The 15117-nt window shown below is 62.6% G+C and carries 18 protein-coding genes; 2 read left to right on the top strand and 16 right to left on the bottom strand.

Translation table 11 applies throughout. The features are described from left to right. Nucleotides 1-3: 3 nt before the first annotated feature. The 9 genes from ccmI to ccmA all read right to left on the bottom strand — a co-directional run bounded on the left by ccmI (nucleotide 4) and on the right by ccmA (nucleotide 6969). Nucleotides 4-1206, bottom strand: a complete 1203-nt coding sequence (gene ccmI, locus LOY50_RS08005) for a c-type cytochrome biogenesis protein CcmI (RefSeq protein WP_253472462.1) — start codon at nucleotides 1204-1206, stop codon at nucleotides 4-6. Then, nucleotides 1199-1672 (bottom strand): cytochrome c-type biogenesis protein, encoded by a 474-nt coding sequence (locus LOY50_RS08000; protein WP_253472459.1) that lies wholly within the window; start codon nucleotides 1670-1672, stop codon nucleotides 1199-1201. Before LOY50_RS08000 ends, ccmI begins: the two co-directional genes overlap by 8 nt. After that, nucleotides 1669-2205, bottom strand: a complete 537-nt coding sequence (locus LOY50_RS07995) for a DsbE family thiol:disulfide interchange protein (RefSeq protein WP_214510756.1) — start codon at nucleotides 2203-2205, stop codon at nucleotides 1669-1671. Before LOY50_RS07995 ends, LOY50_RS08000 begins: the two co-directional genes overlap by 4 nt. Then, the gene (locus LOY50_RS07990) at nucleotides 2202-4190 is read right to left on the bottom strand and encodes a heme lyase CcmF/NrfE family subunit (RefSeq protein WP_258690590.1); all 1989 of its coding nucleotides are present in this window, start codon (nucleotides 4188-4190) and stop codon (nucleotides 2202-2204) included. Before LOY50_RS07990 ends, LOY50_RS07995 begins: the two co-directional genes overlap by 4 nt. 3 nt (nucleotides 4191-4193) lie before the next feature. Continuing rightward, nucleotides 4194-4649 (bottom strand): cytochrome c maturation protein CcmE, encoded by a 456-nt coding sequence (gene ccmE, locus LOY50_RS07985; protein ID WP_003199160.1) that lies wholly within the window; start codon nucleotides 4647-4649, stop codon nucleotides 4194-4196. Continuing rightward, a complete protein-coding gene (gene ccmD, locus LOY50_RS07980; RefSeq protein WP_042729135.1) occupies nucleotides 4646-4822 on the bottom strand; it encodes a heme exporter protein CcmD in 177 nt (58 codons plus the stop codon). Before ccmD ends, ccmE begins: the two co-directional genes overlap by 4 nt. Beyond that, complete coding sequence (locus tag LOY50_RS07975) at nucleotides 4819-5574, bottom strand: heme ABC transporter permease (protein WP_258690589.1); 756 nt, start codon at nucleotides 5572-5574, stop codon at nucleotides 4819-4821. The genes ccmD and LOY50_RS07975 overlap by 4 nt, the downstream gene beginning before the upstream one ends. A 94-nt stretch (nucleotides 5575-5668) precedes the next feature. Continuing rightward, nucleotides 5669-6337, bottom strand: a complete 669-nt coding sequence (gene ccmB, locus LOY50_RS07970) for a heme exporter protein CcmB (protein WP_003199151.1) — start codon at nucleotides 6335-6337, stop codon at nucleotides 5669-5671. After that, nucleotides 6334-6969 (bottom strand): cytochrome c biogenesis heme-transporting ATPase CcmA, encoded by a 636-nt coding sequence (gene ccmA, locus LOY50_RS07965; protein WP_258690588.1) that lies wholly within the window; start codon nucleotides 6967-6969, stop codon nucleotides 6334-6336. Before ccmA ends, ccmB begins: the two co-directional genes overlap by 4 nt. A 198-nt stretch (nucleotides 6970-7167) precedes the next feature. Here ccmA and LOY50_RS07960 point away from each other — a divergent pair, with 198 nt between their 5' ends. Together LOY50_RS07960 and LOY50_RS07955 are read left to right on the top strand one after the other, a co-directional pair. After that, nucleotides 7168-8739, top strand: coding sequence for a flagellar hook-length control protein FliK (locus LOY50_RS07960; RefSeq protein WP_253472450.1), 1572 nt, complete (start codon nucleotides 7168-7170; stop codon nucleotides 8737-8739). Then, nucleotides 8736-9065: an EscU/YscU/HrcU family type III secretion system export apparatus switch protein gene (locus LOY50_RS07955; RefSeq protein ID WP_253472447.1), complete on the top strand. Its 330-nt coding sequence runs from the start codon at nucleotides 8736-8738 to the stop codon at nucleotides 9063-9065. The genes LOY50_RS07960 and LOY50_RS07955 overlap by 4 nt, the downstream gene beginning before the upstream one ends. A 450-nt stretch (nucleotides 9066-9515) precedes the next feature. On the opposite strand, the gene LOY50_RS07950 is transcribed toward LOY50_RS07955, so the two are convergent. The 7 genes from LOY50_RS07950 to LOY50_RS07920 form a co-directional block, all read right to left on the bottom strand. Then, nucleotides 9516-9911 (bottom strand): DUF2802 domain-containing protein, encoded by a 396-nt coding sequence (locus tag LOY50_RS07950; protein WP_024618185.1) that lies wholly within the window; start codon nucleotides 9909-9911, stop codon nucleotides 9516-9518. A 1-nt stretch (nucleotide 9912) separates the two neighbouring features. Next, nucleotides 9913-10398, bottom strand: coding sequence for a chemotaxis protein CheW (locus LOY50_RS07945; protein WP_003199144.1), 486 nt, complete (start codon nucleotides 10396-10398; stop codon nucleotides 9913-9915). 72 nt (nucleotides 10399-10470) lie between these two features. Next, nucleotides 10471-11346, bottom strand: coding sequence for a CheW domain-containing protein (locus LOY50_RS07940; RefSeq protein WP_253472445.1), 876 nt, complete (start codon nucleotides 11344-11346; stop codon nucleotides 10471-10473). A gap of 96 nt (nucleotides 11347-11442) precedes the next feature. Further along, the gene (locus tag LOY50_RS07935; protein WP_214510749.1) at nucleotides 11443-12234 is read right to left on the bottom strand and encodes a ParA family protein; all 792 of its coding nucleotides are present in this window, start codon (nucleotides 12232-12234) and stop codon (nucleotides 11443-11445) included. Between the two features lie 49 nt (nucleotides 12235-12283). Then, nucleotides 12284-13168, bottom strand: coding sequence for a flagellar motor protein MotD (gene motD, locus LOY50_RS07930; RefSeq protein WP_214510748.1), 885 nt, complete (start codon nucleotides 13166-13168; stop codon nucleotides 12284-12286). Between the two features lie 15 nt (nucleotides 13169-13183). Further along, complete coding sequence (locus LOY50_RS07925) at nucleotides 13184-13924, bottom strand: flagellar motor protein (protein WP_072408495.1); 741 nt, start codon at nucleotides 13922-13924, stop codon at nucleotides 13184-13186. Then, on the bottom strand, nucleotides 13924-15069 hold the full coding sequence (locus LOY50_RS07920; protein WP_253472443.1) for a chemotaxis response regulator protein-glutamate methylesterase: 1146 nt from the start codon (nucleotides 15067-15069) through the stop codon (nucleotides 13924-13926). The genes LOY50_RS07925 and LOY50_RS07920 overlap by 1 nt, the downstream gene beginning before the upstream one ends. Nucleotides 15070-15117 lie beyond the last annotated feature (48 nt).

Genomic DNA, 15117 nt, shown 5'->3' with positions numbered 1-15117 from the left:
CTGTTATTTGTCCGGGCTGTCGATGGTCAGTTGTTGCGGCGCCGTGGTGCTGCTCGCCAGGGGCTGGCTGCGGCCGATCCACTCACCCGCGGTCGGCTGGCCGGCCCGGGAGATGCGCGCCACCAGTTGGACTTCGGGGAAGTTCGACAGTTTCAACTGCGGCATCATTGCGTCCGCGTCACCCAGCTCTACCGTGACCGGCAAATCGGCGACCGTCAGGCGCTTGGCGGCCAGCGGCGCGGGCGGGCCGGAAACGGCGCGGGCGAAGATGAACACACTGTCGCCCGGCTGCACCTTGGCCTTGAGTGCCGGCGCCAGGTCGACGCGCACCTTGAGCAGTGCCGCAGCCTTGGCCACCGGCGCCTGGGCAACCTTGCCGCCGCTGGCTTGCAGCTTCTCGGTGGCACGGGTAATGCCGCCCTGCAGCGCTTCACGGGACTTGTCGCCCTCCGGCAGTTCCACCAACAGGCGCCCCCAGTAATCGATTGCGTCCTGATAGCGCTCGCCCTCAAAAGCGGCGATGCCCAACAGGCCGAGGCTGGTGACTTCCTTCGGATCGAGCTTCAGCGCTTCGTCGGTCAGCGCCTGGAGCTTATCCGACCATTTCTTGCCATCGGCAAAATACTGCGCCTGGGCCCATTGGCCCAGCAATTCGGGTTGTCGACCGGCCACCGCCACGGTGCGTTCGAAGACCTTCGCCGCGTCTGCGGGCCGATCCTGCGCCATGTAGGTACGCCCGAGGAAATACAGGCCCTCGGCGTTATCCGGTTGCGCCGCCACCGCACGTTCCAGTCGCAGGGTCATCTCTTCCATCGACTGCGGCGCCTGGGCGAATTCACGGGTCAGCTCGACCTTGTCGCTGGCACCGAAATGCAGGTACAGCGCCAGGCCCAACACCGGCACCAGCACAGCGGCGAGCAACGGCAACGGCTTGCCCAGCCGGGATTCGCGCGGCGCATCGGCACCCTCGGTGTCAGCGAGCAATTCACGGGCGGCCTCGGCGCGACCGGTGTCCAGTTGCGCGGCGTTGAGCACGCCCTCCTCCCGCTCGATCTGCAATTCGGCGACGCGTTCCTGATACAACGCCACGTTGAGCGCGGTACGGTCCTCCTCCAACTGGGCGCGGCGACCACGCAGTACAGGGATCAACAGAAAACTCAGGGCAACCAGAAGAAGCAGACCTGCGGCGAGCCAGAAATCAATCATGCTTGGTTTTATCCAACAGTTGGTCGAGGCGCTGGCGCTCTTCGACAGAAAGCGTGTCCGGGGCGGCGGTGCGCTGGACCCGGCGGCGGCGCACGATCATTGCAATGACCACGAAACCACCGAACAACAGCCCGGCGGGGCCGAACCAGAGCAGCGCCGTCTTGGAGGACAGGGCGGGGTTGTAGCGCACGAACTCACCGTAGCGATCGACCATGAAATCGATGATCTGCTGGTTGTCCTTGCCCTCGCCGAGCATGCGGAAGATTTCCTTGCGCAGGTCGGCGGCAATTGGCGCGTTGGAGTCGGCGATGTCCTGGTTCTGGCACTTGGGGCAGCGCAGCTCCTTGGTCAGTTCGCGAAACCGCTCGCGCTCGCCGTCGTTGGCGAATTCGTAGGTATCAATGGCGGCGTGGGCCACGCCGGCAAGGCTCAGGCCGAGGACGGCGGCGGCTAACCAGCGCTTCATGGCTTGGCCTCGTCCACCAGTGCCTGATACTTGGCGGCCAGTTTCTCGCGCCAGACCTGCTCGTCGATCACGCCGACGAACTTGTCGCGGATGACACCCTTGGCGTCGATGAAGAACGTTTCCGGCGCGCCGTAGACACCCAGGTTCAGGCCCAGGGAGCCGTCTTCATCGCGAATGTCCAGTTGATACGGATTGTGGAACTCGGCGAGCCATTTCAGAGCGTCGGCATTGACGTCCTTGTAATTGACGCCGTAGATCACCACGCCGTTCTGGGCCAGCTTGTTCAACACCGGGTGCTCGACCCGGCAGGAGATGCACCAGGTGCCCCACACGTTGACCAGCGCCGGCTTGCCCAGCAGGTCGGCGCGGGTCAAGGTCTTATCGCCCTGCACCGATGGCAGGGAGAAATCCGGGAACGGCTTGCCGATCATCGCCGAGGGCAACTCGGTCGGATTCAGGTACAACCCCCGGTACAAAAACACCGCCATCAACAGGAACAGCGCCAGCGGCACCAACATCAACCAACGTTTCATGCAGTGGCTCCCGTCACGCCCAGGGCTTCACGCACCCGGGTTTTCACCTTGACTCGATAACGCCGATCCAGCGCCGCCAACACCCCACCCAGGCCGGTGAGCAAGCCACCGAACCAGATCCAGCGTACGAACGGCTTGACGTGGACCCGTACCGCCCACGCGCCGTCACCCAGGGACTCGCCCAGCGCCACGTAGAGATCGCGGGTGAAACCGGCATCGATGCCGGCTTCGGTCATGACCGAGTTCTGCACGGTGTAGAGACGTTTTTCCGGGTGCAGCACGGTGATTTCCTGGCCGTTGCGAATGACCCGCACAGTGCCTTTGTCGGATGTGAAGTTCGGGCCCTCGAAATGTTTGGCGCCCTCGAAAACGAACTGATAGCCGGCCAGGTCCATGGACTCACCCGGCGCCAGGCGCAGGTCGCGCTCGGCGCTGTTCTGACTGGACAGCACCACGCCCAGGGCGCAGACGGCGATGCCCAGGTGGGCGACCTGCATGCCCCAGTAACTGCGGGTCAGGGTCGGCAGGCCCTTGATCAGGCCTTTGTGCCGGGTCTTGTCGAAGATGTCCCGTACACCCGCCAGCAATACCCAGGCCGCCAGCACGAACGTCGCCAGCACCGCCCAGTTGAAGTCGCCATACGCCACGCCGGCCACCACGGCCAGAGCGACCGTGCCCAGCAGCACCGGGGTCAACATGCCCAGCAGCCACTTGACCGGGGTGTCTTTCCAGCGCACCAGCATGCCGATGGCCATCACCACCATCAGGATCGCCATCAGCGGGATGAACAGTGCATTGAAGTACGGCGGCCCCACCGACAGCTTGGCGCCGGACAACGCATCGAGCACCAGCGGGTACAACGTCCCCAGCAGGATCATCGACGCAGCCACCACCAACACCAGGTTATTGCCCAGCAACAGGGTTTCCCGTGACCAGAGGTTGAAGCCGACCTGGCTCTTGACCACCGGCGCACGCAGGGCGAACAGCGTCAGCGAGCCGCCGACCACGAACAGCAGGAACATCAGGATGAACACCCCGCGCTCAGGGTCCGAGGCGAAGGCGTGCACCGACGTCAACACGCCCGAGCGCACCAGGAACGTCCCCAGCAGGCTCAGCGAGAACGCCGCGATGGCCAGCAGCACGGTCCAGCTCTTGAACACACCGCGTTTTTCCGTGACCGCCAGGGAATGGATCAGCGCCGTGCCCACCAACCAGGGCATGAACGAGGCGTTTTCCACCGGGTCCCAGAACCACCAGCCGCCCCAGCCGAGCTCGTAGTAGGCCCACCACGAGCCAAGGGTGATGCCAATGCCGAGGAAGGCCCAGGCGACGATGGTCCACGGACGCGACCAACGTGCCCACGCGGCATCGAGGCGCCCACCGAGCAACGCGGCGATGGCGAAGGCGAAGGCCACGGAGAAGCCGACGTAGCCCATGTAGAGCATCGGCGGGTGAACGATCAGGCCGATGTCTTGCAGCAATGGGTTGAGGTCGCGGCCATCCGTCGGCATCTGCGGCAGGATGCGCTCGAACGGGTTGGAGGTGACGATCAAAAACAGCAGGAAACCGGTGCTGATCATGCCCATCACCGCCAGCACCCGGGCCAGCATCACCTGGGGCAACTGCCGGGAAAACACCGAGACGGCGAAGGTCCAGCCGGCAAGGATCAACGCCCAGAGCAACAGCGACCCCTCGTGGGCGCCCCATACCGCGCTGAACTTGTAGTACCAGGGCAAGGCGCTGTTGGAGTTGCTGGCGACGTACTCCACGGAAAAATCGTCGGCCATGAACGCATAGGTCAGGCAACCGAAGGCAAACAACATGAAGGCAAACTGCCCCCACGCCGCCGGTTGGGCCAGGCTCATCCACAAGCGGTCGCCGCGCCAGGCACCGAGCAAGGGCACCACGGCCTGTACCAGTGAGAAACACAGGGCCAGGATCATCGCCAGGTGGCCCAACTCGGGAATAAAGATGCCAGCAGTCATCGATCAGCCCTCCTTCACGGGAGCAGGCGCCGACTGACCGCTGTCTTTCAGCGCCTTGGTCACTTCCGGCGGCATGTATTTTTCGTCGTGCTTGGCCAGCACTTCATCGGCCACCACCACTCCGTCGGCGTTGAGCTTGCCCAGGGCGACGATGCCCTGCCCTTCGCGGAACAGGTCCGGGAGGATGCCGCGATAGGTGATGGTCACGGTCTTGTTGAAGTCGGTGACATTGAATTTCACGTCCAGGGAATCCCCGGAGCGCTCCAGCGAGCCTTTTTCCACCATGCCGCCAGCGCGGATGCGGGTATCCTTGGGCGCTTCGCCGTTGGCGATCTGGGTCGGGGTGTAGAACAGGTTGATGTTCTGCTGCAGGGCGCTCAGGGCCAGGGCGACCGCGGCGCCGACACCCACCAGGATCGCAAGAATGATGACAAGACGTTTTTTGCGCAGCGGATTCACTGACCGTTCTCCCGGCGCAGACGACGCGCCTCTTGTTGCAGATACCGCTTGCGGGCCAGGATCGGCACCGCCACGTTGAGGGCCAGAACCGCGAGGCAGATGCCATAGGCTGACCAGACATACAGGCCATGATGGCCCATGGCGAGGAAATCGCCGAATGAAGCGAAACTCATCGAGCGGCCTCCAGGCTGTTCTGTACTTCGGCCTTCACCCAACTGGCCCGGGACTCGCGCTTGAGCACTTCCAGGCGCATGCGCAGCAATAGCACCGCGCCGAAGAAACAGTAGAAACCCAGCACGGTCAGCAACAGCGGCAGCCACATTTCGACGGGCATTGCCGGTTTTTCGGTAAGGGTGAAGGTCGCGCCCTGGTGCAGGGTGTTCCACCACTCCACCGAATACTTGATGATCGGGATGTTGATCACGCCGACAATCGCCAGTACCGCGCAGGCCTTGGCGGCGCTGTCACGATTGCTGATGGCGTTGCCCAGCGCAATAAGACCGAAGTACAGGAACAGCAGGATCAGCATCGACGTCAGTCGCGCATCCCAGACCCACCACGAACCCCAGGTCGGCTTGCCCCAGATGGCCCCGGTGACCAGCGCCACGGCGGTCATCCAGGCACCGATGGGCGCGGCGCATTGCAGGGCAACGTCGGCCAGCTTCATCTTCCACACCAGCCCGACCACACCGCACACCGCCAGCATCACATAGACGGACTGGGCCAGCATCGCCGTGGGCACGTGAATGTAGATGATGCGGAAGCTGTTGCCCTGCTGGTAGTCCGGCGGTGAGAAGGCCAGGCCCCAGACCACGCCAGAACCAATCAACAACAATGCAGCGATGCTCAACCATGGGAGCAGTTTGCCGCTGATGCCGTAGAACCACTTGGGTGAGCCGAGCTTGTGAAACCAGGTCCAGTTCATTGCTGTTTCCATCACGGTTGCGGCTCGCCGTCACGAACCGCCGGGGCAGCCTTTACTTCCAAAGAAGTGGTCAATTTTTGACCAGGCCTCGTTATTATTCGCCGACGCTGATCTTCAGGCCAGCGGCTATTGCAAAGGGTGTCAGGGTTATCGCCAGGGCGGTCAGGCTCCCAAGCCACAGCAGATAACCGGTCGCGGGCATGCCTTGCAACGCCGCTTGCAAGGCACCACTGCCCAGGATCAGGACCGGGATATACAACGGCAGGATCAGCAGCGCCAGCAACAGGCCGCCGCGCTTCAAACCCACCGTCAATGCCGCGCCCACCGCGCCGAGCAGGCTCAGCACCGGCGTACCCAGCAGCAGCGACACCAGCAGCACCGGCATGCACGCGCCGGGCAGCCCCAGCATCATTGCCAGCAGCGGCGAGAGCAATACCAGTGCCAGCCCGGAAAAAACCCAGTGTGCCAGTACCTTGGCCAAAACCAGAAGGGCCAGGGGGTGCGACGAAAGGACCCACTGTTCCAGTGAACCGTCTTCGAAATCACTGCGGAAAAGCCCGTCCAGCGAGAGCAGGACCGATAAAAGCGCCGCGACCCAGACCAGTCCCGGAGACAAGGTTTGCAACAATTGAGTCTCTGGCCCGACCGCCAACGGGAACAACGCAATCACGATCGCGAAGAAAACCAGCGGATTGGCCAATTCGGCCGGACGCCGGAACAGCAGGCGCGCCTCGCGGGCAAGCAACAGGCCAAACACACTCATACGGCCCAGTTCCCCAGATCAATGTTGCGATAACCGGCCGGCATCCGCGCCAGCGTGTGGTGGGTGGTCAAGAGCACCATGCCACCGTTTTCACAGTGCTGGGCCAGGTGTTCCTCGAGTTGCGCGACACCCTGCTTGTCCAGGGCGGTGAATGGTTCGTCGAGAATCCACAGCGGCGGGCTGTCCAGGTACAGCCGGGCCAGGGCCACACGGCGTTGCTGGCCGGCAGACAGGGTATGGCTCGGCACGTCTTCGAAGCCGCGCAGCCCTACCGCCGCCAACGCCTGCCAGATCGCTTCGCGGCCAACCGGCGTATGCAATGCGCAGAGCCAACTGAGGTTCTCTTCGGGGGTCAGCAAATCCTTGATACCGGCGGCATGGCCGATCCAGAGCAGGTTGCGGGCCAGTTCGCTACGCTGGCTGTGCAAGGGCTGGCCGTTGAGCAACACCTGGCCTGCGGTCGGTTGCATCAAACCGGCCAGCAGGCGCAGCAGGCTGGTCTTGCCGCTGCCGTTGGGACCACTGATTTGCACCATATCGCCACGCGAGAGTCTCAATTCGAGATTTTCGAAAAGCAGTCGCAAGTCTCGCTCACAGGCGAGGCCGACGGTTTGCAGGAGAGGACTGGTCAAGGGATCGCGGGCCTTATACGGTTCAAGTCGGCGGTGCAGCGGCCGTTAAAGAGATGCAGCATAGATGCATTGACGGCCTGTTCCACAGAGCTGCGTCAAACAATTGCAAGGTTTTCGCCACTCCCTGAAAGACGGGCGGCATTATACATGTGATGCCCTACGCTAAAGAGGGCTTATTTTCCCAAGGTAAGACCGCAGATGACAGGCGACATGAACATCCTGCCGCTGCCCCAGGCCACGGCAACCACGCGTATGCCAGCGGTCAATGGCGAGCTGCTCAAACTGCTGGTGCCGACCGAAGGCCTGATCAGCTCGGGCCAGACTGCCCAGGCCGAAGTGCTGTCGCTCAAGCAGGCCGACCAGACTTTCCAGCTGCTGCTCAAGGTCACCCTGGAGAGCGGCCGCCAGACCACTGTCCAGGCCACCAGCACCCAGCCGTTGCCCCAGGGCACCAGCCTGGCCGTGACCCAGCCGTCCGCCAGCAATCTGGCGATTGCCGTGCAACAGGCCGTGTCCTCCAGCGTCGCCACCCTCACCCGAATCGACACCGCGCAGTTGCCGGTCGGCACCCTGCTGCAAGGCAAAGTGCTGACCAGCCAGGCGTTGCCGCAGTTACCAGGGCAACCGGCGGTGTATCGATCGTTGGTAAGCTTGCTCAACACCGCCCAGGCGGGCAGCACCCTGGACATCGACAGCCCGCGACCGCTGCGTATCGGCACGCTGTTGAGTGCCCAGGTGCAAGATACCCAGACGCTGAAGTTCGTTCCGCTGAGCAACCGCCAGGAGCAATTGGCGGTGAGTCAGCAGTTGGTCACGCAAATGAGCCAGCAGGGCTCGCTGGACAGCCTGATCACCGTCCTGCAAAACCTTCCGGCCACCGACGACACCGGCGCCGAGCTGCGCGCCGCTGTAACTCGCTTGCTGGCTGGCCTGCCGGACGTCCAGCAACTGAGCACACCCAAGGGTTTGGCCCAAGCCATGGTCGCCAGCGGCGTATTCCTGGAAAGCAAATTGCTCGCCGGGCAACCACCGAGCCTGGCGCCGGACATGAAAGGCGACCTGCTGAAACTGATCGCCCAACTGACACCGGCCCTGCCCGCCTCCACCAACCTCAGCGCCATCATTGCCGCCAATACGTTGGCCCAAGTCCTGCCTAGCTTCGTACGCAGCGCCCTGGGGATGCTCGGCCAGGTCAGCGCCAAGCCGCAACCCACCAGCTTCCCCCTGCCCTCGCGCCAGATGCAAGGCCAGGACGAAGACGGCGACCTCGAACACCTGCTGCGCCTGGCCGCTGCCGCCGTGTCACGCCTGCAAAGCCATCAATTGTCGAGCCTGGAGCAGACCGGCCTGACCGACGACGGTCGACTGATGAGCACCTGGCAATTGGAAATCCCGATGCGCAACCTGCAGGACATCGTGCCGTTGCAGGTCAAGTTCCAGCGCGAGGAAACCCCGCCCCGGGAGCAACCAAACGAGCGCAGGGAAGAACGCGAGCCAAAACAGCAGCTCTGGCGGGTGGAATTGGCGTTCGACATGGAACCGCTCGGCCCACTGCAGGTTCAGGCCCAGTTGCTCAGCGGCAGCCTGTCCAGCCAGTTGTGGGCCGAACGGCCGTATACAGCGAGCCTGATCGAAAGCAACCTGACAGCCTTGCGTGAGCGCCTGGTGACTTGTGGCCTGAACGTCGGCGACCTGGACTGCCACCTCGGCACCCCGCCCCAAGGCCCCAAGACTCGCCTGGAACAACGCTGGGTGGACGAAACCGCATGACAACCCATACCGCACCCCGCCAGGCCATTGCCCTCAAGTACGACGGCCACCACGCCCCGACCCTCACCGCCAAGGGCGACGAAGCCCTGGCCGAGGAAATCCTGCGTATCGCCCGCGAAAGCGAAGTACCGATCTATGAAAATGCCGAGCTGGTGAAGCTGTTGGCGCGGATGGAGTTGGGGGACAGCATCCCCGAAGAGCTGTACCGCACGATTGCCGAGATCATTGCGTTCGCCTGGAACCTCAAGGGCAAGTTTCCCCAGGGCTACGACCCGAATGCGCCGAGTATCGAGAAGGATGTGACCGACCGCGGCGACGATTACTGATCAACGCAGCGGTGTCCGGGCTGGAACGACCAGTCTGTGAGCACCAGAAAAACCTGTGGGAGCGAGCTTGCTCGCGATGGCGGATTCACATTCAACATCTCTGTTGACTGTCACACCGCTATCGCGAGCAAGCTCGCTCCCACAAATGTGCCGAGTATCGAGAAGGATGTCACCGAACGCGGCGACGACCACTGATAGCAACGACGCTACACCTGGGGCGAGGGGGCGCAGTAGCCGCAAAAAAGCCGGGGGCCGCTGCGCTGCCCAGCGGGAGCAAGCTCCCTCGCCACAGGGATTGCGCTTGGGTTGGAAGGATCTGTGTGTGAGCACCAGAAAAACCTGTGGGAGCGAGCTTGCTCGCGATGACGGATTCACATTCAACATCTCTGTTGATTGTCACACCGCTATCGCGAGCAAGCTCGCTCCCACATTGGATTGGGGTGAAGGCGATCAGCCGCCCTTGTGCAGCTTGCTCATCAACTCCGCCTCGGCCTGGGTCAGGCCGCAGGCTTGGGTCAGTTCGTCGACACTGGCGCCCATACCCACCAGGCGGGCGGCCTGGGCGAAGGACAGGCTGGAGGGGTCGCGCTGTTCCAACTGGGCGAGTTTATCCGGCAACGGCGCGACCACGGCACGCAGCTCATGGAGCGCTTCGCCCATGCGCACAGTGCCGTTCTGGTAATCGTCGACGCGCTTGGCCAGGTCCCTGATGCGCTGGTCGCGCAGCGCATCGCCCTGGGCCTGCTGAGCGGCGATCTGCCGCTGGCCACGTATGTACGCCAAGAACATCGCCAGCGTGCCTGCCCAGAAAAGGAACAGGACAATGACTGCTACCTCAAGAATCAAATCAGATACTCTCCAGTTCCGACCACTCTTCTTCGCTCATCATCTTGTCCAGTTCAACCAGAATCAGCAACTCGTTGTTCTTGTTGCACACGCCCTGAATGAACTTGGCGGATTCTTCGTTACCCACGTTCGGCGCAGTCTCGATTTCCGACTGACGCAGGTAAACCACTTCGGCGACGCTGTCGACCATGATGCCAACCACTTGCTTGTCGGCTTCGATGATGACGATCCGGGTGTTGTCGCTGATCTCGGCATTCATCAGGCCGAAGCGCTGACGGGTATCGATCACCGTAACCACGTTGCCACGCAGGTTGATGATGCCCAGCACATAGCTCGGAGCACCCGGTACCGGGGCGATCTCGGTATAGCGCAGCACTTCCTGAACGCGCATCACGTTGATGCCGTAGGTTTCGTTATCGAGCTTGAAGGTTACCCATTGCAGAATCGGATCTTCAGAACCCTTTTGAGACGACGCCTTATCATTCATACCCTGACCCCTCGAAAAACCGCCTGTGGCGGCGTGTATTCTGTCCGGCGACGCTGTGCGCCGCCGGTTGTCTTATTTCGGTTTCTGGACCGGCTTCTTGCTGCCGCCCAGGTGTTTTGCCCCGCCGCTGGCGATCAGCTCCGCCAGCTCGGAAACGTCCAGCAAGGCGCACATATGCTCGATCACCGTACCGGCCAGCCATGGCCGTTGCCCTCGATGGCTACGCCACTTGATCTCGTTCGGGTCCAGGCGCAGCGAACGGCTGACCTGATGCACCGCCAAACCCCACTCGTAACCCTGCACTGAAATCACGTACTGCAAGCCTTGGCGAAAGTCATCGCGATAACGGTCCGGCATGACCCAGCGCGCCGTATCCAGTACCTTCAGGTTGCCGGCCTGGCTCGGCAGGATTCCGAGAAACCATTCCGGCTGGCCAAACAACGGCGTCAATTCCTGCCCGGCCAGGGAATAAATCGATCCCAGGCATACCAGCGGCACCGCCAGGGTCAACCCGGCCACATCGAACAACAAACACTCGAACGGCTCGGCAGCCCAGGCCGGACGATCGTCGCCCGGCACCGGTGGTGGCGGGCTGCTCGGCGGCAGGTGAATTTCCACCACCGGCGTCACCAGGCCTTGCAGCAGCGGGGCAACGGTCGAGACCGACGCCAGGATCGGCGCAGGCGCGTCCATGACCGCCACCTGAGGCTTGATGAACGGTGCCTCGACCGCCGCAGCCATTACTGATTTCTGTGCATCACGGGCCTGCTCTTCGAGCACGGCCGCCTGAAACTCATCCAGCACACCCTTGGCTTCGACATTCTCGGGCAACGCCTCGATCACGCTTGGCAGTGGTGGCAATTCTTCGGTCGCTTCCTGCAGCAGCCCATCCAGATAGGATTGCAGGGCCATTTGCGGACGCGAGGTTGTCTTTATCGGGCGGCTCATAGGAACAGTGCGCCACTTGAAGAGGTTATCGGCATGAATGCGGTAGGACTTGAGCGTTCACAAGCGAACGCAATGCCAGTGGAAAGCCTCGTCACCTTAAGCCACCTGCTGTGGAACAAGCTGCTGGGCCAACAGGTGCTTGAGCAGCGCCCGGTAGGCCAGCACGCCACGGCTCTTGCCATCGAATTGCGAGGGGGTCACTCCTGCGCGGCTGGCGTCCCGCAAGCGGGTATCGACGGGGATATAGCCTTGCCAGATGTCCTCGGGGTACATGTCCCGCAACACCCGCAGGGTGCCCAGGGACGCCTGGGTGCGACGATCGAACAAGGTCGGCACGATGTTGAAGGCCAGCGTCTGCTTGCGCGAGCGGTTGACCATCGCCAGTGTATTGACCATGCGCTCCAGGCCCTTGACCGCCAAGTGCTCGGTCTGCACCGGGATCACCAACTGCTGGCTGGCAGCCAAGGCATTGACCATCAGCAAACCCAGCAACGGCGGGCTGTCGATGATCGCGTAATCGAAATCCTGCCACAGCTGCGCCAGACTCTTGGCGATCACCAAGCCCAGCCCGCCCTGCCCGGGCGACTGTCGCTCCAGGGTGGCGAGAGCGGTGCTCGATGGCAGCAGGGAAATCCGCTCGTCGCTGGTGGACAACAGCAACTGCCCCGGCAGGCCCTCGGGCACAACGCCCTTGTGCAGGAACAGGTCGTAGTTGCTGTGCTCCAGGCTATCGGGATCGTAGCCGAAATAGCTGGTCATCGAGCCATGGGGATCCAGATCGACGATGACCACGCGCTTGCCCGCCTCGGCCAGCAACCCGGCTAAAGCGATGGAAGATGTGGTCTTGCCCACACCACCTTTTTGATTGGCGACTGCCCAGACTCTCATTCGGATCGTTCCTCCCGGCCGAAACAGGCTCGACCGAGAAATAGCTCGGTTATAAAGCGGGTGACGGAGAATTGACGGCACTCTGTCTTCCCGGCGACTTGACCGGAGCCGGTGCAGTTTGTGTGCCAGCCCGCTTCAATGCCGCATCCGGAGTTGCATTGGCCGTACCGGTACCGGTCAGGCTGCGACGCACATCGAGGTTGCGCGACACCACCAGCACCACCCGCCGATTGCGCGCACGCCCCTCGGCAGTGGCGTTGTTGGCGACTGGCTGGAACTCGCCGTAGCCCACCGAGGCCAGGCGACCGGGGTTCACACCCTGCATCGCCAGCATGCGCACGATGCTCGCCGAACGGGCGGAGGACAGTTCCCAGTTGGTCGGGTATTGCGCGGTACGGATCGGCTGATCGTCCGTGAAACCTTCGACATGGATCGGGTTGTCGAAGGGTTTGAGGATCGTCGCGACCTTATCGATGATGTTGAACGCCATGTCGCTGGGCATGGCGTCGCCGCTGCCGAACAACAGGCTGGAGTTGAGCTCGATCTCGACCCACAACTCGTTGCCGCGCACGGTCATCTGGTTGGAACTGATCAGGTCGCCGAACGCCGCGCTGATATCGTCGGCGATGCTTTTCAATGGATCACGACCGCCGGCAATACCGGCATCGACCTGCTCGCTGTCCTTGACCAATGGCTTGGCCGGGGTCGTGGTCTTGGGCCGCTCCTCGCCGATGGGGATAGGCTTGAGGGCACGGTCGGAGTCGGTAAAGACACCGATCAATGCCTCGGAAATGACTTTGTACTTGCCTTCGTTGACCGACGAGATCGAATACATGACCACGAAAAAGGCGAACAGCAGCGTGATGAAGTCGGCGTAGGAAACGAGCCAGCGTTCATGGTTGACGTGTTCTTCTGTGTGCCTGCGACGAGCCATGTTCCTTGCCTCCCATCAGTCCATGAAGCCCTGGAGCTTCAACTCAATGGAGCGCGGGTTTTCACCTTCGGCGATCGACAGGATCCCTTCCAGCAGCATTTCGCGATAGCGCGACTGGCGCAACGCGATGGCCTTGAGCTTGGCCGCGATCGGCAGCAGCACCAGGTTGGCACTCGCCACACCATAGATCGTGGCAACGAACGCCACGGCGATGCCGCTGCCCAGTTGCGATGGATCGGCCAGGTTGCCCATCACATGGATCAAGCCCATCACCGCACCGATGATGCCGATGGTCGGCGCGTAGCCGCCCATGCTTTCGAATACCTTGGCCGCCTCGATATCGCGGCTTTCCTGGGTGTAGAAATCCACTTCCAGGATGCTGCGGATGGCTTCCGGCTCGGCGCCGTCCACCAGCAATTGCAGGCCTTTGCGTGAGTAGCTGTCGGGCTCGGCATCGGCCACACCTTCCAGGCCCAGCAAGCCTTCCTTGCGAGCGGTCAGGCTCCAGTTCACCACCCGATCGATACCACCGGCCAGGTCGACACGGGGCGGGAACAGAATCCAGATCAGCACTTGCATGGCGCGTTTGAAAGCGCTCATGGGCGACTGCAACAGCGCCGCACCAATGGTGCCACCGAGCACGATCAACGCCGCCGGGCCGTTGGCCAGCGCGCCCAGATGACCGCCTTCCAGGTAATTGCCGCCAATGATGGCAACGAACGCCATGATGATGCCGATCAGGCTGAGCACATCCATTACAGGCAGGCCTCGACCAGGTGTCTACCGATGTCGTCCAATCCATACACCGCGTCGGCAAGATCGGCCTTTACGATGGCCATTGGCATGCCGTAGATCACGCAGCTGGCTTCGTCCTGGGCCCAGATTGCGCTGCCGCCCTGCTTGAGCAGGCGCGCGCCTTCGCGACCGTCGGCGCCCATGCCGGTGAGCACCACCGCCAGAACTTTGTCACCGTAGGACTTGGCCGCGGAACCGAAGGTAATGTCCACGCAAGGCTTGTAGTTCAGACGCTCGTCGCCCGGCAGGATTTTCACCGCGCCACGGCCATCGATCATCATCTGCTTGCCACCCGGAGCCAACAACGCCAGGCCTGGACGCAGGATGTCGCCATCCTCGGCTTCCTTGACGCTGATGTTGCACAGCTTGTCCAAACGCTCCGCGAAAGCCTTGGTGAATGCCGCCGGCATGTGCTGGATCAGCACGATGGGGGCCGGGAAGTTGGCCGGCAACTGGGTCAGGACCCGCTGCAGTGCCACCGGGCCACCCGTGGACGTACCGATAGCGACCAGCTTGTAGGCTTTGCGTTTGGGCGCCGGCGATGACGTACTGGCGGGCGCCGGGCGAGCCGGCGCAGGTGCTGGTGCCGGAGCACTGCGTACCGGTGCCGGATTGAAGCTGCTCGATGCAGTCGGCGTCGGCGATGGAGCCGGGCTTGGCGCCGCAACAGGGGCTGGCGCCGGTGCGCTGTAGGCACCGACACGGCGATTGCTGCGGGAGATGCTGTGGACCTTTTCGCACAGCAACTGCCGAACCTTGTCTGGGTTACGCGAAATGTCTTCGAAATTTTTCGGCAGGAAATCCACCGCCCCGGCGTCCAGCGCATCGAGGGTCACCCGGGCGCCTTCATGGGTCAGGGACGAGAACATCAATACCGGCGTCGGGCAGCGCTGCATGATATGCCGCACGGCCGTGATGCCGTCCATCATCGGCATCTCGTAGTCCATGGTGATCACGTCCGGCTTGAGCGCCAGGGCCTGATCAATCGCCTCTTTGCCATTGGTCGCGGTACCGACGACCTGAATACTCGTGTCCGCCGAAAGAATTTCCGAGACGCGGCGGCGGAAAAACCCCGAATCGTCCACCACCAGGACTTTAACTACCATAAACACTCCGTTAGACGAGGCGCGGCCCTTGGCCACGCCCCTCCAGAA

Origin of the sequence: Pseudomonas sp. B21-010, assembly GCF_024749325.1 — a bacterium.
Classification (GTDB): domain Bacteria; phylum Pseudomonadota; class Gammaproteobacteria; order Pseudomonadales; family Pseudomonadaceae; genus Aquipseudomonas; species Aquipseudomonas kilonensis.
The sequence above is the reverse complement of the archived record's forward strand: the minus strand, read 5'-3'. Positions and strand labels throughout refer to the sequence as shown.

What these genes read in the sequence shown, in the direction of transcription:
- ccmI (WP_253472462.1), bottom strand. Translation starts at nt 1,206, where the DNA reads ATGATTGATTTCTGGCTCGCCGCAGGTCTGCTTCTTCTGGTTGCCCTG.
- LOY50_RS08000 (WP_253472459.1), bottom strand. Translation starts at nt 1,672, where the DNA reads ATGAAGCGCTGGTTAGCCGCCGCCGTCCTCGGCCTGAGCCTTGCCGGC.
- LOY50_RS07995 (WP_214510756.1), bottom strand. Translation starts at nt 2,205, where the DNA reads ATGAAACGTTGGTTGATGTTGGTGCCGCTGGCGCTGTTCCTGTTGATG.
- LOY50_RS07990 (WP_258690590.1), bottom strand. Translation starts at nt 4,190, where the DNA reads ATGACTGCTGGCATCTTTATTCCCGAGTTGGGCCACCTGGCGATGATC.
- ccmD (WP_042729135.1), bottom strand. Translation starts at nt 4,822, where the DNA reads ATGAGTTTCGCTTCATTCGGCGATTTCCTCGCCATGGGCCATCATGGC.
- LOY50_RS07975 (WP_258690589.1), bottom strand. Translation starts at nt 5,574, where the DNA reads ATGAACTGGACCTGGTTTCACAAGCTCGGCTCACCCAAGTGGTTCTAC.
- ccmB (WP_003199151.1), bottom strand. Translation starts at nt 6,337, where the DNA reads ATGAGTGTGTTTGGCCTGTTGCTTGCCCGCGAGGCGCGCCTGCTGTTC.
- LOY50_RS07960 (WP_253472450.1), top strand. Translation starts at nt 7,168, where the DNA reads ATGACAGGCGACATGAACATCCTGCCGCTGCCCCAGGCCACGGCAACC.
- LOY50_RS07955 (WP_253472447.1), top strand. Translation starts at nt 8,736, where the DNA reads ATGACAACCCATACCGCACCCCGCCAGGCCATTGCCCTCAAGTACGAC.
- LOY50_RS07945 (WP_003199144.1), bottom strand. Translation starts at nt 10,398, where the DNA reads ATGAATGATAAGGCGTCGTCTCAAAAGGGTTCTGAAGATCCGATTCTG.
- LOY50_RS07940 (WP_253472445.1), bottom strand. Translation starts at nt 11,346, where the DNA reads ATGAGCCGCCCGATAAAGACAACCTCGCGTCCGCAAATGGCCCTGCAA.
- LOY50_RS07935 (WP_214510749.1), bottom strand. Translation starts at nt 12,234, where the DNA reads ATGAGAGTCTGGGCAGTCGCCAATCAAAAAGGTGGTGTGGGCAAGACC.
- motD (WP_214510748.1), bottom strand. Translation starts at nt 13,168, where the DNA reads ATGGCTCGTCGCAGGCACACAGAAGAACACGTCAACCATGAACGCTGG.
- LOY50_RS07925 (WP_072408495.1), bottom strand. Translation starts at nt 13,924, where the DNA reads ATGGATGTGCTCAGCCTGATCGGCATCATCATGGCGTTCGTTGCCATC.
- LOY50_RS07920 (WP_253472443.1), bottom strand. Translation starts at nt 15,069, where the DNA reads ATGGTAGTTAAAGTCCTGGTGGTGGACGATTCGGGGTTTTTCCGCCGC.